Below are 19,847 nucleotides of genomic sequence, written 5' to 3' on the forward strand. Positions count from 1 at the left end.
CCACCCTCCGAAAGTGCACCGCGAGAGCGCGGCCCCTACCGTCGAAGGATGAAGGCACTCACCTGGCAAGGACTCGGCGACGTTCGCATCGACGAGGTGGCCGACCCGGTCATCAAGGACCCCACCGACTGCATCGTGCGGGTGACCTCCACCGCGATCTGCGGATCCGACCTGCATCTCTACAACGTCCTGGCGCCCTATCTCCAGCCCGGCGACATCCTCGGGCATGAGTTCATGGGCATCGTCGAGGAGGTCGGGCCGGAGGTGGGCAACCTGCGGGCAGGCGACCGGGTGGTCGTGCCGTTCAACATCTCCTGCGGCCGGTGCTGGATGTGCTCGCGCGGGCTGTTCGCCCAGTGCGAGACCACCCAGGTGCGCGACCAGAACAAGGGTGCGGCGCTGTTCGGCTACACCTCGCTCTATGGGTCTGTCCCCGGCGGCCAGGCCGAGCTGGTCCGTGTGCCGCACGCCGACTTCGGGCCGGTGAAGCTGGAGCATGACCACGAGGATGAGCGCTATCTGTATCTCTCCGACATCCTCCCCACCGCCTGGCAGGGTGTGCAGTATGCCGACGTGCCGGAGGGCGGATCGCTGGCCGTGATCGGTCTGGGACCCGTGGGCCAGCTCGCGGTCCGGGCTGCTCGGCACCTGGGCATCGAGCAGGTGATCGGCGTGGACCTGGTCGACGAGCGACTCGCCCTCGCGCGGGAGCATGGCGCCACGACGGTGGACCGCCGTTCCGTCAAGGACGTGGGCGACGCGTTGCGGGAGCTGACGGACGGGCGCGGACCCGACTCGGTCCTGGAGGCCGTCGGCATGGAGGCGCACGGCAACCCGGTGGCCCACGGCATCATCGCCACGGCCGCTCGCGCACCGAAACCTTTGGCGCGCAAGACGATTGAGACAGTCGGCATTGACCGCCTCGATGCCCTGCACACCAGCATCGACGCCGTCCGCCGCGGCGGCACCGTGTCGATCTCCGGGGTCTATGGCGGCAGCGCCGACCCGATGCCGATGCTGACGCTGTTCGACAAGGGCGTGCAGATGCGGATGGGCCAGTGCCACGTGCGTCGCTGGACGCCCGAGCTGCACGACCTCGTGGCAGGCGCCGACGACGTGCTGGCTCTGGAGTCGTTGGCCACGCATCGGGGGCCCCTGTCCGAGGCACCCGATGCCTATCGGATGTTTCGCGAGAAGTCCGACGGGTGCATCAAGGTCATCTTGCAGCCATGAGCTCCGCCGCGCCGCTCACCACGACGCACGTGCCGTCCTCGTGGAGGCGCACCAGGTTGGCATCGACCAGCTCGGTGAGCCACCGGACATCCGGCCAGCGACCCCATCGTTGGTGATAGAGGGTCGCGTTGGTGGCGGCCGACGCGAGGGTGACCTTATCTGGCATGGTGGTGGGCTGGTGTCGCTGGTATGCCGTGGCACCGGTCACCCGCACCACATCACCTCCGGCACCGATCACCGCTGTGGCCAGGTCGGTGTCGTGGCCCAGGCCGCTGACATAGTCGGTGCACAACCCACCGGCAGCGACGTAGTCCTCGCGGGTCATCGCGAAACAGGGGCTGGTGAACGCCGCGCCCTGGGCATAGACCTCCTCCACGCCCGGCGGCAGCAGCTGCGACTGGCCGCGGACGTGCTCGGACAGCCTGGCGAGCTCATAGCCACCCGGTCCGGCAGGCGGCAACCGTCCGGTCTCGGCATACCACAGCACAGGGCGAGGGTGGCCACCCCGCTGGACGCGTTCCGCGAACCGCGCGACGAGGTGCTGGTCCGGGATCGAGGTCGGCTCGATGAAGATGAGCAGCTCGGCGCCGGCGTCCAGTGCCGTGGTGACCCCGAGGTGGAGGGCGCGTGCCGTGGGGAGCTGCTGCTTGACGGTCGGCAGTCCGTCGATCAGCGTCTCCCACCTGTCACTGGTGATCGGCAGGCGACCCTGGGTCACCGCGCGGTCCGCGAGGGCGATCACGACATGGAAGTCGGGCACGACGGCCCCGAGGGAGATCCCGCCGACCTGGTCTAGGAGCTCATCGTGCTCCCGGCGCACGGTGGTAATCAGGGCAGTCTTCATCCCACGCTCCTCACGTCGGCAGCGCTGAGGATCTGCTCGCGCTCCTCCTCGGTCAGTCCTCCCCACACGCCATAGGGTTCGGGGACGCCGAGCGCGTGGGCCCGGCACTGCTCCATCACCGGGCACGCGTGGCAGAGGGCCGTGGCGCGCTCCTCGCGGGCGCGCTTGACCGCGCCACGCTCACCGTCGGGGTGGAAGAAGAGTTCCGGGCTGCGGGTGCGGCACAGTCCTTCGTGCTGCCAGTCCCACTGTGCGCTCACCGGATGAACTAATGAAGCCTCGTGCATGATCAAACCCATCGTTCAGGCATGACCCCGTCTGGGATGCTCGGTCCGGACGGAATCAGGAGATCGAGCCCCACTGCTAGAGGCACCTTCAGTATGCCGCGAAGCGCCTCGACCGGCAAGTGCAGGTGTGTCGTGGTCGGGTCCGCTCAGCCTGTCGGGCCGTGCTGGCGGTCCTAGTTCGCGAGCTCCGGGCTGGCGACCCGGACCTCGTCGTGAGTGGCCGGCAGGCTCCCGTCCTCCACGATCTGCGCGGCGACGTCGCGCACCTTGGTGTTGCTCTCCTGCGAGTGACGGGCCAGCACGTTGAAGGCCTGGTCGAGAGTGAGGCCATAGCGCTGGATCAGCATGCCCTGCGCGACCCCGATCAGGTGCCGCGAGCGCAGCGCCTCGCGCAGGCCCGAGACCTCCCGGGAGATCCCGATCGCGCCGCCGGCATGGGCGGCAAACAGGTGGGCCTCGTCCAGGTCGTTGCGGGAGAACGCGTTGACCTGCGGCGCATAGAGGTTGAGGGCGCCCAGCAGCTCACCCTCGGCGCCGAGGAGCTGGACGCTGAGGACCGAGAGGATGCCGAGGTCGGCGACCCGAGCGGCCCACTCGGGCCAGCGATGGTCGGTCCGGGTGTCCCCGATGATGTGGGTCTCGTTCTCGACGGAGGTGTCATAGCAGGGTCCCTGCTGGAGGCTCTCTTGCAGCTCGTCAGCGCGCTGCACCAGCGGGCCGGTCGAGGCCCCGGGCTCGGCGGGAGACCGGGCGGTGCGCAGCGAGATGCCCGCCCACTCACAGCCCGGCACGACCTGGACAGCCAGCTCCGCGATCCGCTCGAGCGTGAGGGGCTCATTCTTCTGCGCCAGCAGGTCTCGGCTGAGGTCGGCATACACCTTGGCACGCTCGACCGGGTTCATGGTGCCTCACTGGGATCGGGGACTGTGCGCTCAATGTTACGGCCTGCGGCTCGGACAACACGCAGCGCAAGCGCCAGGGTCGTGGTCAGCACAGTGGTGGACTGCCAGCACATTGATGGACGGTGGCCCCTCACCGAGTCCACCGTCCAGGGCCTAGCGTAAGAGGCCGCTTCGGGGGCCGCACGCTGTCAGCGCACCTTCTCCATACTCGCCCGAGGTTCTGCGAGTATGCCGTGTGTGAAAGCACTCTCCGAGTCCCTGACCGCAGACCTCCACGAGCTCTATCGGCACCTGCACGCGCACCCGGAGCTGTCCATGCAGGAGACGGCCACGGCCGCCCTGATCGAGGAGCGGATGGCCGCGCTCGGCTATGCCACGTCACGCTGCGGTGGCACCGGGGTGGTGGCGGTGCTGTCGAACGGGGACGGGCCGGTCGTGGGACTGCGCGCCGACACGGATGCCCTGCCCGTCGCCGAGGACACCGGGCTGGACTACGCGTCGACGGTGCGCGGCACCCTGCCGGACGGCAGCGACGTGCCGGTGATGCATGCCTGCGGTCACGACACGCACATCACCGCGGCCGTCGGCGCCGCGACCCTGCTCGCGGAGTCGCGGGACGACTGGTCAGGGACAGTCGTCCTCGTCTTCCAGCCCGGCGAGGAGACTGCCGCCGGGGCTGCGGCCATGCTCGCGGACGGGTTGTGGGACAAGACGCCACGACCGGAGGTGATGTATGCCCAGCACCTGTCCAACGACCTGGCCGGGACGGTGCACCTGTCGACCGGTCCGGCCCTGGCGATGGCTGACTCGCTGGAGGTGCTGGTGCGCGGCGAGGGAGGTCACGGTTCCCGGCCCGAGGACGCCATCGACCCGGTCGTGCTCGCGGCCCACATGGTCGTGCGGCTGCAGAGCCTGGTGTCCCGCGAGGTCGCCGCCCAGGACGCAGCAGTCGTGACGGTCGCCACCTTCCACGCCGGGCTGAAGGAGAACATCATCCCCGCCGAGGCGGTCTTCACGATCAACGTCCGCTCCCTCGACCAGGGCGTCCGCGAGTTTGTGCTGGCCGGGATCCGCCGGATCATCGCGGCCGAGGCGATGGCGTCGGGCGCACCGGAGCCACAGGTCCGCGAGCTCTACACCTTCCCGCTCGTGCACAACGACCCGCAGGAGACGGCCCGGGTCACCGAGGTGCTCACCGGCGCCCTCGGGGCCGAGCGGGTCAGCTCGCGCCCGCCGCAGATGGGCAGCGAGGACTTCGGTGCCCTGCCCGACGCCATCGGCGTGCCCGGCGTCTACTGGTTCTTCGGCGGGACCCCTCAGGAGGTCATCGACGCCGATGCTCCCACGCCGGCCAACCACTCGCCGTTCTTCGCGCCCGTGCTCGAGCCCACGCTGACTACTGCCGTCGTGGCGGCATACGAGGTGCTGCGCAGCAGGCTGGGTTGACCACGGCGACGGGCGTAGCGTCGGCGCATGGTCCACTCACTGACTCGGCGGGACGCGCGCCGCATCGCGGTGCGGGCTCAGCTGCTGGCCTCCCCGCGCCCGACCGACCTGCTGGCGGTGGCGCGCCAGCTCTCCGTCGTGCAGGTCGACCTGACCGCCGCGGTCGCGCCCAGCGCCGACCTGGTGTTCTGGAGCAGGCTCGGGTCGGCCTACTCCCCCGACGACCTTGACGACGTGGTGGCGGACCAGAGCCTCATCGAGTTCCAGGGGTTCCTGCGCCCGAGCGAGGACCTGGCGCTGTTCCGGGACCAGATGGTCCGGTGGCCGGGGCCTGGTGAGGTCGAGGGGTGGCGCCAGGACGTGGCCGAGTGGGTCGACGACAACGAGATCTGCCGCACCGACATCCTCGAGATGCTGCGTGCCGACGGTCCGCTGCCGGCGGCCGCGCTGCCGGACACCTGCGTGCGGCCCTGGCGCTCGAGCGGGTGGAACAACAACCGCAGCGTGCGGATGCTCGTCGAGCTGATGGAGGCTCGTGGCGAGGTCGCGCTCGCGGGGCGCGAGGGTCGCGAGCGGTTGTGGGACCTGGCCGAGCGGGTCTATCCCGACGGGCCGACCGTGCCGACCCACGCTGCCATCAGGACGCGCCGCGAGCGACGGCTGCGCGCGCTGGGCATCGCCCGGGCACGCAGCACCCAGGTGCCGGGTGAGCCCAACGACGTGGGCGAGGTCGGCGAGGAGGCTGTGGTCGACGGGGTCCGGGGCACGTGGCGGGTCGACCCCGCTCAGCTTGGGGCGCCCTTCTCCGGCCGGACCGCGATCCTGTCGCCGCTGGATCGGCTGGTCTTTGACCGCAAGCGCATGGTGGAGCTCTTCGAGTTCGACTACCAGCTGGAGATGTACAAGCCTGCGGCCAAGCGGCGCTGGGGCTACTTCGCGCTGCCGGTCCTGCGCGGTGACCAGCTGGTCGGCAAGGTCGACGCCACCGCCGACCCCGTGGCGGGGCTGCTGCGCGTCGACGCCGTGCATGACGACGTCGGCATGACCCGCACCGCCCAGGCCGAGGTCGACCACGAGGTCCGGGCTATGGCGCACTGGCTGGGCCTTCGGCTGCACCGTCCGGCCTGACCGGCGCCACCCTCCGTCCTGACCGGCGCCACCCTTGTTTCCACGAGATGCATCGTGAATACTGGAGGGAGTCCCCGAAGGAGGTATGTCGTGACTTATGTGATCGCCCAGCCGTGCATCGACATCGTCGACCGGGCCTGCGTCGACGAGTGCCCGGTCGACTGCATCTATGAGGGCGAGCGCGCCCTCTATATCCACCCGGACGAGTGCGTCGACTGCGGTGCCTGCGAGCCGGTGTGCCCGGTCGAGGCGATCTACTACGAGGACGACCTGGCCACCGAGCACATTCCCTATCTGCAGGACAACGCGGACTTCTTCTTCGACACCCTGCCCGGGCGCGATGAGCCCCTCGGCTCGCCGGGTGGTGCCGCCAAGATGGGCGCCCTCGGGGCCGACACCCCACTCGTGGCCGCGAACCCGCCACAAGGTGAGTGAGCCAGACCTAGGTGACGTCCTGCGCTGAGAGGTGCGCGACACAGAGCGTGGGCGTGACGAACGGCACGAGCTGGTCCACGGTTCCCGGGGCCCCCGCCGCCTCCAGGACACCTTCCATCAGCCCCAGGTGTACACCGCACGGCACAGCCTGGTCGGAACGGGCGATCGACAGGAACGGACAGTTGTGGACCCGCACAGTGGCGCCATCCGGAGCTGACTGGAGCTCGGGAGCGAACCCGGCGTCATCGAGCACCCGCGTCAGCTCGTCCAGCGCGGCGTCCCAGCCTGACGGGGCGTCGGCGCCCTGACCCTGCACGTCGCTGCGTGAAGCAGCCTGCCTGCGAGCCCAGACCCGCCCCGCCTCCTGGGCGACCACCCCTGGCTCCGCGCTCGTGCTGTCCACCAGGTCGGTCAGCACCGCGGCGATCAGCTCGTAGTTGTCCCGCCCGGCGCCTTCTCGGTCACGCCTCGCGACGAAGGTCAGCGGCGGGCGGCCCGGGCCCGACGACACGCCGCGCTGACGCTCCACCAGCCCGTCGTCGAGCAGACGACCGAGGTGGAACCGCACAGTGTTCTCGTGGATGCCAGTGGCCTCTGCCAGCGCCCGGATGCCCAGCCCTCGCGGTGCCGCGGTGATCGCCGCCAACAGGTCCGCACGGCGCTCCCCCGCACGTCGCGCAGCGGACTCACCCGGTTCCCGGGCCGACACCCTCGACATCGTCATTTCCACAGGATACGCGGTGGAAACGCCCCCCTCTCCGGGGCGGCTGCGGCGGGTCGGGATTGAACCGGCGCAGCGACAGGACCAACTGCATGCATCCTTCACGTTCATCCGGCACAGCACGTGAAGGATGCGTGCAACTGGACGGCACAACTGGGCGTTGGGTGGTCCGCGCGTTCTCGACATCGCGCCACGGTGGCTACCGTGGACCCATGCGGACTCTGGGGAACCTCCTGTGGTTGGTGCTGGCCGGCTGGTGGCTTGCGCTGCTCTATGCCCTGGCAGGCCTGATCGCCTTCGTGCTGATCATCACCATCCCGTTCGGGATCGCCTCGTTCCGGCTGGCCAACTATGTGCTCTGGCCGTTCGGTCGGCGCACCGAGTTCCGGCGCGACGCCGGCGTGTGGTCGATCATCGGCAACGTGCTGTGGATCCTGGTGCTCGGGTGGGAGCTGGCGATCGCGCACCTGATCGCCGGACTGCTGCTCTGCATCACGATCATCGGCATCCCCTTCGGCATCGCCTGCTGGAAGATGGTGCCGCTGGCGCTGCTGCCGCTCGGCCAGCACATCGTCCCGGTCCAGGACGCCGGGCAGGACCCGTTCGCCGCTGCGCCGGGGCGCACCCACTGATGCCATGTCTGAGCATCTGAAGGAACTCGTGCGGGCCCTGCACGCCAGCGACGGCACCGCTGCCCGAAGTCTCCTGCGAGAGATCCCCGCCACCGACGACGACTCGCTCCAGGAGCTGGCGCTGGCCGCCGCGAACGGGTCTGAGCTGGGGACCACGCTGCTCGTCGAGCGGTTGGACGAGTCCGGGATCCTCCACCGGTTTGCGCGCGGTGCGCTCTTCGATGAGAGTGCCATCGACGACGTGGTGCAGGACAGCCTGATCTCGGTCGCAACCGGCATCAGCAGTTTCAGGGGCACCGCAAAGGTCACCAGCTGGGTGCACCGGATCGTGCGCAACCGGGTCGTGGACCACCTGCGCCGGCAACGCGCGACCGCTCCCCTCCCGGAGGACGACCTCGGACCCGGCCAGCGGATCAGCTCGCTGATCGCCACGCGAGCCACCGTGCAGGACGCGCTCGCCGCGCTGCCCGAGCTCTATCGCCAGCCGGTGACGATGCGGGACCTGGAGGGCCGGCCCTATGTCGAGATCGCCGAACGGCTGGACCGGAGCCTGGGGACGGTGAAGTCGCAGGTCTCGCGCGGGCGCGCCCTGGTCGCCGTGTCTCTGCGCGACCTCCGCCCCGGGCAGGCGGGCGCGGCCGGGACCTCACCCCGCGACACGAGGAACTCACCCAGCACCCTGAACTCAGCCAGCACCCCCGCGGACTCCTCAGCCTCCACCGCCGACCCGTCAGGTGCAGCCTCATGACTGGGCGACTGGGGCGCTATCGCCTCGAGGACGTCATCGGCGTCGGCTCGTTCGCCACGGTGCATCGCGCCACGGACGGCTGGCTCGAGGACACCGTCGCGCTGAAGGTCCTCGCCGAGAACCACAGTCTCAACCCGGAGGTGCGCGAGCGCTTCATCGCCGAGGGCCGCAGCCTGCGACGGGTCAAGAGTCCGCACGTCCTGACCGTGCACGACATCGGTGAGAGCGAGCGACAGCAGCCCTATCTCGTGCTGGAGCACGCCGACCGCGGCACCCTCGCGGATCGAGTCGCCACCCTGCGCCGCGAGGGGTGGACCGCCTCTGCCGCAGACGTGCTGGTCACGGCCCGCGGACTGGCAGCTGCTATCGAGGCCGTGCACGACGCGCAGCTGGTGCACCGGGACCTGAGTCCCGGCAACGTCCTGCTCACGACCGCGCCGGGGCGATGGCTCGTGCGGGACTCCGCGCTGGCCGACGACACAGCAGCTGGTGCGGCGGCTGGTGCGTCAGTGGTGCGCGCCGACGAGCGCCTCGTGGTCGCCGACCTCGGCATGTGCAAGGACCTGGCCCTGAACTCCGGGCTGACCGTGGCCGCGGGGACCTCCGGCTTCCGGCCACCGGAGCAGACCGGCGGGCCTGGCATCGTCGACACCCGAGCCGACATCTGGGCGTTGTCGGCGTTGTTGGCGTGGCTCTGCGAGGGCGCCGACCTGCCCCACGAGCTGGCCGCGGCCCTGCGCCGCGGCCAGGCCACCGACCCCGACGCGCGCCATCCTGACGTGGCGTCCTGGCTGGCGGACATCGAAGGCGCCCTCGCACCGCGCCCACCACAGTCCAGCGTCACGGCCGCGACCCCGCCACCCCGCAGACCCCGCGGCGTGCTCGTCATGGCGCTGGTGGCGACTTTGGCGCTCGGCCTGTTGGGCGGCATACTTGCTGGTCGTTGGTGGTCGGGCACGCCAGCAGAGACTGACCTGGCCACGGTGGCCATCGAGGGGCCGACGCAGGTGCGCGTGGGAGAGCACACGACCTTCGACGCCGTGGTCACGGGGCTGGACAGCTGGGTGTGGGTCCTGCCGAGCGGCCGCTATGTCGTGGACCAGGCCAGCGTCTCGGTGAGCGCGGTGTCCACGGGCACCAACGAGGTGGTGCTGCGCGGCAAGGACGCCGCGGGCACGGAGCTCGAGACGGCCCACGAGATCACGGTCACCGACTAGAGGACGACCTGCACCACCGGTCACGAACAGAAGTCTGGGATCGCGTGCAACCAATCGGGCCCGGCGTCCGACTCACAGGGGAAGCACACCGAGGCGATCACACTGAGGAGAGACACATGCGACGCACACTGACCCGGGGGATGGTCCCGATCGCGCTGGCGGGGGCTCTGGTCCTGACCGGCTGCGGGCAGGACCGCGCGACGTTCGAGTCGGCAGACCCGGTCCCGTCCACGGAGCAACCGGACGCATCTTCCGACACGGCAGCCCTCACCACGGACGCCGCAGACCACACCGGCGCACCCACCGAGCTCGGCGAGCTGGTCCCGATCGAGTGGCCGGACGCCCCCCGCGAGCTGACCGCCGTCGAGCGGGAGTTCTTCTTCGAGCCCGGCCCGTTCGCCGGCGACGCCTACGACGAGGCCAAAGTCATCGACGCCGTCGTGGCGATGCGGCCGCAGAGCGCGGCGCAGTGGCAGGAGGCCATCCAGTCCCAGCTCCAGGGCGACTACTTCGACGACGTGACCACTGCCATCACCTTTGACGCGAGTCTGGGTGAGTCGGTGGCCGAGCCCACCGAGGGCGAGCGCGCCCCGGACGAGGCGACGGTCGGCACCAACCACTTCGCGCTGGTCCTGGACGCGAGCGGGTCGATGGGCGACGCGTCCGACTCGGGCACCCGGATGGCGGAGGCCAAGGAGGCGCTGGGCGCCTTCGTCGGCACGCTGCCGGCAAACTCCACGGTGTCGCTGCGCGTCTACGGCCACGAGGGCGACAACACCGATGCCGGCAAGGCGGAGTCGTGCGGATCGACCGCGGAGGTCTTCTCGGGACCGGTCGACGAAGACGGCTTCAGCGCCGCCCTCGACGACGTCGAGCCGACCGGCTGGACCCCGCTCGCGGACGCGATCACCGCAGCCGCCGACGACCTCCCGCCGGACGCCACCGACGGCATCGTGTATGTCGTCACCGACGGCATCGAGACCTGTGGCGGCGACCCGGTGGCCGCGGCCGAGGGCCTGGCCGAGTCCGGCATCCAGCCGATCGTCAACGTCATCGGCTTCCAGGCCGGCGACGCCGACCAGGAGGCGCTGAGGGCGATCGCCGACGCCGGCGGTGGGGACTACACCCGCGCCGACAGCCAGGAGGACCTGGAGGACTACTGGGACGGCGAGCACACCCGGATGATGCAGGCGTGGGAGGAGTGGAAGGCCACCGAGCTCTCGCGGATCGAATCGGAGGGTGCCGAGCAGATGGCAGACGCCGAGGAGGTCGGCCAGCGGCTGATGACCGCGGCCGAGACCGAGGGGCAGCACGCCATGGCCGTCGCCGAGGCGCTCGACACCGCAGGGCACCTGGACTACGCACTCAAGAACGAGGTCTGGAGCTATTTCTACGAGCGCAAGGGTGACATGTGGAGCTATGCCTACGAGCTCAAGACCGACAACTGGTCGCAGGCCTACGCCCTCAAGAACGACGCCTGGAGGCAGGCCTACGACAAGGGCAACAGCAAGTGGTCGGAGTTCTACGACAAGAAGATCAGCAACTAGCGGCGACGAGGCCGGCCCAGGTCCCTGACCCGGTCGTCGTCTAGAGGCAGGATTAGGCCCATGAACACCAGGGCCAACCGGGTGCTCGGGATCGCCGTGGGTCTGCTGGTCCTGCTCGCGGTGGTCGCCGGAGTCATCTCGACCCAGCAGGAACCGCGCACGTTTGCGCCTGACACGCCCGAGTCCACCGTCCAGACCTATCTGCAGGCGGTGCTGGACCAGGACGCGCAGACCGCGGTGGCCCAGCTCGGGCCGGATGTCGGGTGCACCGTCGACGACTTCGTCCACGGCCACCCTGCAGAGCCGGACCGGGTGGTGGTCACCGAGAGCTCGGTGCGCGAGAACTCCGCCCAGATCCACGTCGACCTCGTCTTTGGGGGCGGCCTCTTCGGCGGCGACGGCTGGTCCGACCCGATCACCTTCCCCCTGGAGCGGTCCGGTGATGCCTGGGTCATCAGCACCATGGTGTGGCCCTACTACGGCTGTGAGGGGACGCCGTGATGCTCAGTCTGCTCGCGGTCCTGCTCGTCCTGGCGATCCCCGTCGGAGCCGTGGTGGCGATCGTCGCGGCGGTGCGCCGACACCAGGAGGACGACCCGGGCCAGCCTGAGGACAGGGGCCAGACCGTGCGGCGGCTCTTCCAGTATGCCGTCCTGCTGGGTCTGCTCATCGTCGCCGCCATGGGTCTCACCGGTCTGCTGACCCCCCTGTTCGAGACCGGGGAGACGCTGACCCGCAGCGACGCCACCCTCGCCCGTGACCTGACGTTCACCTTCATCGGGCTGCCCCTCTTCCTGGCCCTGGGCCGGTGGACGCTCACCCGGCTGAGCGCAGACCCGCGCGAGGTCCGCTCTCTGGGCTGGACGGCATACCTGACTCTCGCCACGATCATCTCGCTCCTCACGGCTATGACCGGTCTCTATGGGGCTCTGACCTCATTGACCGGGAGCGGTCCGCTGAGCGGCGGCTCGGTCGCGACCGCGCTGGTGTGGACCCTGGTGTGGGCCCTCCACCAGAGTCTGGCCACCCGCACGACACCGGACCGGCGGCTCCGCCTGGTCGACCTGCTCGGATCCTTGATCGGGCTGGGCACCGCAGCGGTCGCGCTGGTCCGGCTCACGGCCGAGGCACTCCGACAGCTCTTCGACCTGGGTGGGGAGACGATCGTCGTCGGCACCAGCACCGACGGGCTGCTCGAGGCCGGGGTGCTGCTCCTGATCGGTGCCGTCGTGTGGTCCTACTACTGGCTGAGCAACCTGGCGCCGAGCAGCCGCGACACCAGTTGGCTGGGCTATGTGCTGCTGGCCGGTGTGGGCGCCGGACTGGTGGCGGCGCTGGCCGCGCTGACCTATCTGGGCTTCGACGTGCTCGTGTGGCTGATCGGCGACACCCGCGGTGCCACTGCCGAGCAGCACTTCTCGGGGCTGCCGGGCCTGGTCGGCACCGCTGTCGTCGGCATCCTGGTCTGGTGGCACCACCAGGCCGTGCTGGGTGCCGGTCGTCGGCACGAGCGCACCGAGGTCCGTCGTGTCTACGAATACCTGATGGCCGGCATCGGTCTGGTCGCTGCCGCCTCCGGACTGACGATGGTGATCGTGGCGATCGTCGAGGCGCTGGCCGGCGACCGCGACATCCTCGTTGGTGTCAGCACCGTCAACAGCCTGCTCGCGGCCATCACCCTGCTCGGCGTCGGCGTCCCGGTGTGGTGGTGGCACTGGAGGCTCGCCCAGCGGGCTGCCGTCGCCGACCCCGTCGAGGAGTTGACGTCCCCGACCCGGCGCATCTATCTGGTCCTGCTCTTCGGCGTCATCGGCGTGGTGGCCGTCATCGCGCTGCTCACCGGCGTCTATCTGCTGCTGGAGGACGTGCTCGCCAACGGCTTCTCCGCCGAGACGCTGCGGGGCACGCGCTTCGCGCTCGGCATCCTGGTGAGTGCCGGCATCGTGTCGGCCTATCACTGGACCGTCTTCCGCGGCGACCGGGCCTCCGCGGAGGCTCTCGCGGCATCCCTGGGCACCGGCTCGGCCGCTCAGCCAGCGACCCCCGCGCAGCCAGGCGCCCCCGTGTCGCGAGGGCCACGGGTTGAGGTCCCTGGGCACGTGCTCCTCGTCGGCCCTGCCGATCCGGCCATCGCTCGAGAGGTGGCAGATCGCGTCGGCGGGTCGGTCGAGCTGCGACGACGTCTCGGTGACGACGTCACCCCCTGGTCGATCGAGGAAGTTGTCGCAGCCATCGCGGCCGCGCGGGCCAGCTCCGACCCGGACCAGTCCTCGGAGCTCCTCGTGCTCTCCGGCCCGGACGGTCTTCAGGTCATCCCGCTCGCACCGCTCGAGCCACCAACGGGCGCCCCGGCACAGGTCTCGGCACCGGCTCGGTGAGCCAGCCCCACGGCATACTCACTGCGCCAGCAGCTCCCGCACGCGAGGGGCGACCTCCTCGGCATACAGCCTGATCGAGCTCATCCGCTGCTCGTGCGGCAACCGGCCGTTGGAGTATTTGAACTGGAAGCGCGACGCGCCGAGGGTCTGCACCGTCGCCGCGACCTTGCGCGCCACGGTCTCGGGCGAGCCACAGTAGACCGCGCCCTCCGGCCCGAACTGCTGGCGGGCAGCGGCCTCCGTCATGGGGGGCCAGCCACGCTCGGACCCGAGCTTGCGCATCTGCTCAAGGAAGTGGGGGAGGTATTCCTGCGCGGCCTGCTCGTCGGTGGCCGCGACGTGCCCCGGCGAGTGGACGCCGACCGGCAGACCCTCATGGCCGAACTCGGCACAGGCCCGGCGATAGAGGTCGGCCAACGGCTCGAAGGCGGCGCTGGTGCCCCCGATGATGGCGATGACGACCGGCAGACCATATTTCGCGGCGCGCACCACGGACGCGGGAGTCCCGCCGACACCGACCCAGGTGCGCAGGTGCCCGGACTCGGTCGGTGGCATGACCGGACCCGCCTGGACTGGCTTGCGCACGGTGCCGGTCCAGCTGAACGGCGCCTCCTTGAGGACCTCTGCCAGCAGGTCGAGCTTCTCGCTGAAGAGCACCTCGTAGTCCTCGAGGTCGAGCCCGAAGAGCGGGAAGGACTCGATGAACGAGCCGCGACCCACGGTGATCTCGGCGCGACCGTTGCTCAGGGCGTCGACGGTCGAGAAGCGCTCGAAGACGCGGATGGGGTCGTCCGAGCTGAGCACCGTGACCGACGTCCCCAGCAGGATCCGCTCCGTCGTGGTCGCCAGCCCGGCCAGCACGGTGTCGGGCGCGGAGATCGCATAGTCGGGGCGGTGGTGCTCACCGACGCCGAAGAAGTCCACCCCGAGCCGGTCGGCGAGCTGCCCCTCCGCCAGCACCTCGCGGATCACGGTCGCGGCCGCCAGCGGCTGTCCCTTGAGGTCGAGCGCGATGTCGCCGAACGTGTCGAGGCCAAGTTCGATGGTCATCTCGCCATCGTAGGAGGTCGGTGTCGGTGCTGCGTGGTTGGCTGAGGAGGTGAACGAGTGGGAGACGCATCCAGTGACACCCGACCGGTTCGACGACCTTGCGACGGTGCTCAACCCGACCCGGCGCGAGACGCACTGCTGGTGCCTGTCGCACAGGTTGCCGGCGCGGGAGATCGAGGAGCTGGGAGGTGGCTCCCGGGCGGAGGCGATGCGAGCGCTGACGCGGCGTGAGCACCCACCGGGGGTCGTGACCTATCGCGACGGCGAACCGGTCGGGTGGTGCAGCATCAGCCCCCGAGCCGAGATCCCTCGTCTGGTCTCCTCGAAACTGATCCGGCCGGTGGACGAGGTCCCGGTGTGGAGCATTATCTGCGTCGTGGTGCGCAGCGGCCACCGCCGGCAGGGCGTCACCGAGCAGATGCTCGAGGGTGCGGTGGCGTATGCCGCGGGGCTGGGTGCGCCGGCCATCGAGGCCTATCCGGTGGACCCAGAAGGACGGATGGATCTCACCATGGCTTTCGTCGGGACCAAGACGATGTTCGCCCGGGTCGGTTTCCGCCAGGTCGGCACGACCGATGCGGTCGCCAGCCGGATGCCGCGGATCGTGATGCGGCGCGACCTCACCTGAGCGCCGACCTCACCGCAACGCCGACCTCACCGCAACGCCGCGATGCTCGCCTCGGGGCTGAGGTCCAGACGTCGCAACAGCTGGGCGTTGAGCGCGACGATCACCGTGGACAGCGACATCAGGATGGCGCCGACTGCCATCGGCATCACGAAGCCGACCGGGGCCAGGACACCTGCGGCCAGCGGCACCGCGACGAGGTTGTAGCCAGCGGCCCACCACAGGTTCTGCTGCATCTTGCGATAGGCGGCGCGAGACAGCTGGATGATCGAGAGCACCGAGCGCGGGTCGTCGCTGGCCAGGATGACCCCGGCCGAGGCGATCGCCACGTCGGTGCCGGCGCCGATGGCGATGCCGACATCGGCACGCGCCAGGGCGGGAGCGTCGTTGACGCCGTCGCCGACCATCGCGACGGTGCGTCCACGCTCCTGGAGCTCGGCGACCTTGTCGGCCTTGTGCTCCGGGCGGACGCCCGCAAAGACCTCGTCGATCCCGAGGTCGGCTGCGACCGCACGGGCGACCGGCTCGGCATCGCCCGTGATCATGACGACCTGGATGCCGAGGCTGTGCAGCGCGTCGACCGCCTCTCGGGACTCGGGTCGGATCTCGTCCGAGACCGACAGGGCACCGATCACGGCGCCGTCGCGCACGACGTGCAGCACGGTGGCGCCGTCCTCAGCCCACGAGCCGCCGGCCTCGAGCGGGTCGAGCCCCTCCTCCTCCAGCAGATAGGGCCCGCCGACACGCACGGTCGAGCCGTCGATCGTCGCGGTCACGCCGACGGCGGGCGAGGCGCTGAAGCCGGTGGCGGCAGGGATCTCCAGCTCCCGCTCGGTGGCCGCCCGCACGATGGCACGCGCCAGCGGGTGCTCGCTGTCCAGCTCTGCGGCGGCAGCGAGTGCCAGCACCTGCGACTCGTTGAGACCGGCAGCGCCGACCACGTGGCCGACGGCGGGTTCGCCGCGGGTGAGGGTGCCGGTCTTGTCGAAGAGGACGGTGTCGACCGAGCGGGTCCGCTCCAGGGCCAGCCGGTCCTTGATGAGCACGCCACCGCGGGCCGCGCGCTCGGTGGTGATGGACACGACCAGCGGGATCGCCAGGCCCAGTGCGTGGGGACAGGCGATGATCAGCACCGTGATCACCCGCTCGAGAGTGGTGGCCGGGTCGGCGACGACGAGCCAGACAATCGCGGCGATGATGGCGGCGCCCAGGGCATACCAGAACAGCCAGCCCGCAGCCTTGTCCGCCAGCCGCTGCGCCCGGCTCGAGCTGCCCTGTGCCTGCTCCACGAGCCGCTGAATCCCCGCGAGCGCGGTGTCGTCACCCACCGCACTGATCTCGACCCGCAGACCGGAGTCGGTGGCCACGGTGCCCGCGACCACTTGGTCACCCTCGCTGCGGCGCACCGCCTTTGACTCACCGGTGATCATCGACTCGTCCACCGCCGCCGCTCCCTGGACGACGGTGCCGTCGGCCGGGACGCGTGCACCCGGGCGCACGATGACCACGTCGCCCACACGCAGGTCTGTCGGTGCGACGGTCACGATGGAGTCGCCCTCGACGCGCTCGGCCTCGTCCGGCAGCAGCGCGGCCAGCGAGTCCAGGGCCGATGAGGTCTGGGCGAGGGACCGCATCTCGATCCAGTGACCGAGCAGCATGATGACGATCAGCAGGGCGAGCTCCCACCAGAACTCGAGCTCGTGGGAGATCAGGCCGAGACTGGCCGCCAGGGACGACGCGAAGGCGACCGTGATGGCCATGCCGATCAGGAGCATCATGCCGGGCTTGCGAGACCGGATCTCGTCCACGGCGCCGGTGAGGAAGGGCTGCCCACCCAAGGCGAACATGACCGTGCCGAGCACCGGCGCGACCCAGGTGATGCCGGGCACGTCCGGCAGCCCATAGCCGAGCAGGTCGGCGAACATCGGGCTGAGCAGCACCGTCGGCACGGCCAGGACCAGCATGATCCAGAAGAGGCGACGGAAGACGGCTACGTGACCCTCGTGGCCGCCATGACCCTCGTGGCCGTGGTGACCACCATGGCCGGCATCGCTCTCGTGGTCGGCGTGGTCGTGGTGACCCCCATCGCTGCCGTGGTCAGCGTGGTCGCCGTGATCACCGAGACCCACCTGTGCGCCGTGTCCGGCGTGGTGGCCGTGACCGGCGTGCTCGTGGTGTGGTGACATCGACCTCTCCTCTAGATACCCCCCTAGGGTATCAGATCACGTCGGAGCCGACCAGCAGCAGCGCTCTCCCGCAACCGCACAGCGACGCCTCAAGTGTCATGCGTTCTCGGTCTTGCAGGACCGGGCTTCTAGCACCGGAACTGCAAGACCGGAAGCGCCTGACGCGTGGCTGCGGTGGTGGCGGCGCGCTCCACGGACCGACAGACTCAGCCAGACGCTGCACCGACCCGCTGAGCCGGGTCCTGCCACGCAGCTCCACCGGGGGGCAGAGCGCGGGGCAGCGCCAGCTCGGGATGGCTGGTGCGTCCGCGCAGCGCCCGCAGGGCATAGAGGATCGTGGCAAGATCCACCAGCTCCTGGGTCAGCGCACCGGCAACGGCCGGGATGTGGCCGAACGCGGCGACCACCATCAGGCCGATGCTGAGCACCACCCCGATCCAGATGGCCGTCAGCGCCACTCGATAGGTGTCGCGGCCGATCTCCAGCGCCTGAGCGACCTTGCCGATGTCGTCCGCCATGATCACCACGTCGGCAGACTCACTGGCAGCCGTTGACCCTCGCGCACCCATCGCGATGCCGACGTCGGCGGCCGCCAGCACCGGTGCGTCATTGACGCCATCGCCCACCATGACCACCCGGGGCTCGAGCTCGCTCACCAGTCGCACCTTGTCCTGCGGGAGCAGGCTGGCGTGCACCTCGTCGATGCCGGCCGCTCCGGCCAGCGACCGAGCAGTTGCCTCGTTGTCGCCGGTGAGCATCGCGACGTGTCCTATCCCGGCCTCGCGCAGCACCCGCACTGTGGCAGCTGCGTTCTCGCGCAGGGCGTCTCGCAACACGAGGGTGCCGGCGAACCGGCCGTCGACCGCCACCGCGACCGCGGTGTGCCCCGCCTCGAGATCGTCGAAGTCCGCCGCCGGGTCAACTTCCTGGACGAAGCCGAGCTTGCCGACGCGCACGGCGTGCCGCCCGATCCTGGCCTCGACGCCGTGGGTGGCCACCTCGCTCGCGTCGACACCGGCAGCCAGCGACAGCCCCCGGTGTTGTGCCGCCCGGATCACGCCGGCAGCCAGCACGTGTGAGGAGAACTGCTCGGCGGAGGCGGCCAGGCGCAGCACCTCGTCGGCGTCAAAACCGTTCGCAGGGCGAACCTCCGCCAGCTCAGGACGACCGTGGCTCAGCGTGCCGGTCTTGTCGAAGGCGACGGTGCGGGCCCTCGCGAGCGACTCGAGCGTCGCACCACCCTTGACGATGACACCGGACCTGGCCGAACGGCTCATCCCGCCCATGAACGCGACCGGTGCAGCGATCAGCAGCGGGCACGGGGTCGCCAGGACCAGGACCTCGGCGAAGCGCACCGGGTCGCCGGAGACCCACCAGGCGATCCCCGCGATCAGCAGCGAGACGATGGTGAACGGCACCGCGAAGCGGTCGGCGACCCGGACCGTGGGGGCCTTGGCGTCCTCAGCTTCGGCGACGAGAGTCAGGATCTGTTGATACTGCGAGTCGGCCGCGGTGGCGGTCGCACGCATCTGCACCGCACGCTGGCCGTTGACCGAACCGCTCATCAGGGAGTCACCCCGCACGCGCTCCACCGGCAGGCTCTCACCGGTCAGCGACGACTCGTCAAAGACAGCCTCGGCATCCAGCAGGTCCCCGTCGACCGGCACCACCTCGGCCGGCCGCACCAGCAGGATGTCGCCCACCACGACCTCGTCGACGTCGATGTCCTCCATCCGGTCGCCGTCCCCGACCCGACGGGCCCGACGAGGAGCCCGGTCCAGCAGTGAGGTGAGCTCCGCGCGCGCCCGGCCTGCGGCATACACCTCCAACGCCTCGCCGCCGGAGAGCATCAGCACGATGATCAGCGACGCGACATACTCCCCCACCGCCAGGGTGGCCACCATGGCGATCACGGCCAGGATGTCCAGCCCCCAGTGGCCGCGCAGGATGTCCCTGACCATGTCGGTCGAGGTGATGAGGATGATGACGGCGACATAGCCGGTCGCGATCCACTGCGCGGGACCGCTGTGCCCGAGGCCCAGCAGGGCCAGCACCAGGGTGCCGATTGCGAGGGTCAGGCTCACGACTGGGAAGCTGCGGACAAACCCGATGACCTTGGTCATAGTCTATTGCTACCGGTTTTCCGCAGGGCTTTCCAGGGAGGGGAGGCTACCCTCAGCGGCCCCTGGCACCTCGTGGGGCAGGCTCAGGCCGAGGCGTCCCGCCAGTAGTTGTTGGCGGCTGCGATCGTCGCGAACTCGACCGCGACCACGTGGCCAGCAGCCGTGAGCGAGTCGGCGCTCGTGGCATAGCTCGGCCGCAGCAGCTGGCGGACCTCGGCATCGGGCTGGATGGCGCCGATGGTCTTGCGGGCGATCATCATCGCCAGCTCACGGCCCTCCTGAGGCGTCGCGGTGATCAGGCTGTTTCCTGGGACGAGCTCCACGGATTCTCACTCTCTCGTTGAC

Annotated in this window: 20 protein-coding genes; 12 read left to right on the forward strand and 8 right to left on the reverse strand. The window is 70.1% G+C overall.

Features of this window, described 5'->3' with window-relative positions; all coding sequences use genetic code 11:
- The first annotated feature begins 48 nt into the window (after positions 1 to 48).
- Entirely contained in the window at positions 49 to 1,233 is a 1,185-nt protein-coding gene (locus NF557_RS16950) for a zinc-dependent alcohol dehydrogenase (RefSeq protein ID WP_252620948.1), read from the forward strand.
- On the opposite strand, the gene NF557_RS16955 is transcribed toward NF557_RS16950, so the two are convergent.
- From NF557_RS16955 to NF557_RS16965, 3 genes are all read right to left on the reverse strand, one after another.
- Positions 1,217 to 2,077: a glycosyltransferase family 2 protein gene (locus NF557_RS16955; RefSeq protein WP_252620949.1), complete on the reverse strand. Its 861-nt coding sequence runs from the start codon at positions 2,075 to 2,077 to the stop codon at positions 1,217 to 1,219. The genes NF557_RS16950 and NF557_RS16955 overlap by 17 nt on opposite strands.
- Entirely contained in the window at positions 2,074 to 2,337 is a 264-nt protein-coding gene (locus tag NF557_RS16960) for a WhiB family transcriptional regulator (RefSeq protein WP_332460470.1), read from the reverse strand. The genes NF557_RS16955 and NF557_RS16960 overlap by 4 nt, the downstream gene beginning before the upstream one ends.
- 200 nt (positions 2,338 to 2,537) lie before the next feature.
- The gene (locus NF557_RS16965; RefSeq protein ID WP_252620951.1) at positions 2,538 to 3,266 is read right to left on the reverse strand and encodes a GAF and ANTAR domain-containing protein; all 729 of its coding nucleotides are present in this window, start codon (positions 3,264 to 3,266) and stop codon (positions 2,538 to 2,540) included.
- Between the two features lie 228 nt (positions 3,267 to 3,494).
- On the opposite strand from NF557_RS16965, the gene NF557_RS16970 reads away from it, so the two are divergent.
- From NF557_RS16970 to fdxA, 3 genes are all read left to right on the forward strand, one after another.
- Positions 3,495 to 4,712 carry an amidohydrolase gene (locus tag NF557_RS16970; RefSeq protein WP_252620952.1) on the forward strand — a complete coding sequence of 406 codons (1,218 nt, stop codon included), beginning with the start codon at positions 3,495 to 3,497 and terminating at the stop codon, positions 4,710 to 4,712.
- A 27-nt stretch (positions 4,713 to 4,739) separates the two neighbouring features.
- The gene (locus NF557_RS16975) at positions 4,740 to 5,840 is read left to right on the forward strand and encodes a DNA glycosylase AlkZ-like family protein (protein ID WP_252620953.1); all 1,101 of its coding nucleotides are present in this window, start codon (positions 4,740 to 4,742) and stop codon (positions 5,838 to 5,840) included.
- 90 nt (positions 5,841 to 5,930) lie between these two features.
- A complete protein-coding gene (fdxA, locus tag NF557_RS16980) occupies positions 5,931 to 6,275 on the forward strand; it encodes a ferredoxin (protein WP_252620954.1) in 345 nt (114 codons plus the stop codon).
- Positions 6,276 to 6,282: 7 nt separating this feature from the next.
- Here fdxA and NF557_RS16985 read toward each other — a convergent pair whose 3' ends face one another.
- Entirely contained in the window at positions 6,283 to 6,999 is a 717-nt protein-coding gene (locus tag NF557_RS16985) for a helix-turn-helix transcriptional regulator (protein ID WP_252620955.1), read from the reverse strand.
- 209 nt (positions 7,000 to 7,208) lie between these two features.
- Between NF557_RS16985 and NF557_RS16990 the strand changes: the two genes are divergently transcribed.
- The 6 genes from NF557_RS16990 to NF557_RS17015 all read left to right on the forward strand — a co-directional run bounded on the left by NF557_RS16990 (position 7,209) and on the right by NF557_RS17015 (position 13,518).
- A complete protein-coding gene (locus NF557_RS16990) occupies positions 7,209 to 7,628 on the forward strand; it encodes a YccF domain-containing protein (RefSeq protein ID WP_252620956.1) in 420 nt (139 codons plus the stop codon).
- Positions 7,629 to 7,632: 4 nt separating this feature from the next.
- Complete coding sequence (locus NF557_RS16995; protein ID WP_252620957.1) at positions 7,633 to 8,376, forward strand: RNA polymerase sigma factor; 744 nt, start codon at positions 7,633 to 7,635, stop codon at positions 8,374 to 8,376.
- Positions 8,373 to 9,593 (forward strand): serine/threonine-protein kinase, encoded by a 1,221-nt coding sequence (locus tag NF557_RS17000; RefSeq protein ID WP_252620958.1) that lies wholly within the window; start codon positions 8,373 to 8,375, stop codon positions 9,591 to 9,593. Before NF557_RS16995 ends, NF557_RS17000 begins: the two co-directional genes overlap by 4 nt.
- A gap of 116 nt (positions 9,594 to 9,709) precedes the next feature.
- Entirely contained in the window at positions 9,710 to 11,140 is a 1,431-nt protein-coding gene (locus NF557_RS17005) for a vWA domain-containing protein (RefSeq protein ID WP_252620959.1), read from the forward strand.
- Between the two features lie 60 nt (positions 11,141 to 11,200).
- Positions 11,201 to 11,641: a hypothetical protein gene (locus tag NF557_RS17010; protein ID WP_252620960.1), complete on the forward strand. Its 441-nt coding sequence runs from the start codon at positions 11,201 to 11,203 to the stop codon at positions 11,639 to 11,641.
- Positions 11,641 to 13,518: a DUF5671 domain-containing protein gene (locus tag NF557_RS17015; protein ID WP_252624265.1), complete on the forward strand. Its 1,878-nt coding sequence runs from the start codon at positions 11,641 to 11,643 to the stop codon at positions 13,516 to 13,518. The genes NF557_RS17010 and NF557_RS17015 overlap by 1 nt, the downstream gene beginning before the upstream one ends.
- Positions 13,519 to 13,536: 18 nt before the next feature.
- On the opposite strand, the gene NF557_RS17020 is transcribed toward NF557_RS17015, so the two are convergent.
- Positions 13,537 to 14,568 (reverse strand): LLM class flavin-dependent oxidoreductase, encoded by a 1,032-nt coding sequence (locus NF557_RS17020; protein ID WP_252620961.1) that lies wholly within the window; start codon positions 14,566 to 14,568, stop codon positions 13,537 to 13,539.
- A 73-nt stretch (positions 14,569 to 14,641) separates the two neighbouring features.
- Here NF557_RS17020 and NF557_RS17025 point away from each other — a divergent pair, with 73 nt between their 5' ends.
- The gene (locus tag NF557_RS17025; protein WP_252620962.1) at positions 14,642 to 15,196 is read left to right on the forward strand and encodes a GNAT family N-acetyltransferase; all 555 of its coding nucleotides are present in this window, start codon (positions 14,642 to 14,644) and stop codon (positions 15,194 to 15,196) included.
- Positions 15,197 to 15,222: 26 nt separating this feature from the next.
- Here the strand turns inward: NF557_RS17025 and NF557_RS17030 are convergent, their stop codons facing one another.
- Entirely contained in the window at positions 15,223 to 17,157 is a 1,935-nt protein-coding gene (locus NF557_RS17030; protein WP_370584422.1) for a heavy metal translocating P-type ATPase, read from the reverse strand.
- 30 nt (positions 17,158 to 17,187) lie between these two features.
- On the opposite strand from NF557_RS17030, the gene NF557_RS17920 reads away from it, so the two are divergent.
- Positions 17,188 to 17,376, forward strand: coding sequence for a hypothetical protein (locus tag NF557_RS17920; RefSeq protein ID WP_370584423.1), 189 nt, complete (start codon positions 17,188 to 17,190; stop codon positions 17,374 to 17,376).
- A 209-nt stretch (positions 17,377 to 17,585) separates the two neighbouring features.
- Here the strand turns inward: NF557_RS17920 and NF557_RS17035 are convergent, their stop codons facing one another.
- A complete protein-coding gene (locus tag NF557_RS17035) occupies positions 17,586 to 19,502 on the reverse strand; it encodes a heavy metal translocating P-type ATPase (protein WP_252620964.1) in 1,917 nt (638 codons plus the stop codon).
- Between the two features lie 83 nt (positions 19,503 to 19,585).
- Positions 19,586 to 19,825 (reverse strand): hexameric tyrosine-coordinated heme protein, encoded by a 240-nt coding sequence (locus tag NF557_RS17040; RefSeq protein ID WP_252620965.1) that lies wholly within the window; start codon positions 19,823 to 19,825, stop codon positions 19,586 to 19,588.
- Positions 19,826 to 19,847 lie beyond the last annotated feature (22 nt).

The sequence above is a fragment of the Ornithinimicrobium cryptoxanthini genome, assembly GCF_023923205.1.
Taxonomy (GTDB): Bacteria; Actinomycetota; Actinomycetes; order Actinomycetales; family Dermatophilaceae; genus Ornithinicoccus; species Ornithinicoccus cryptoxanthini.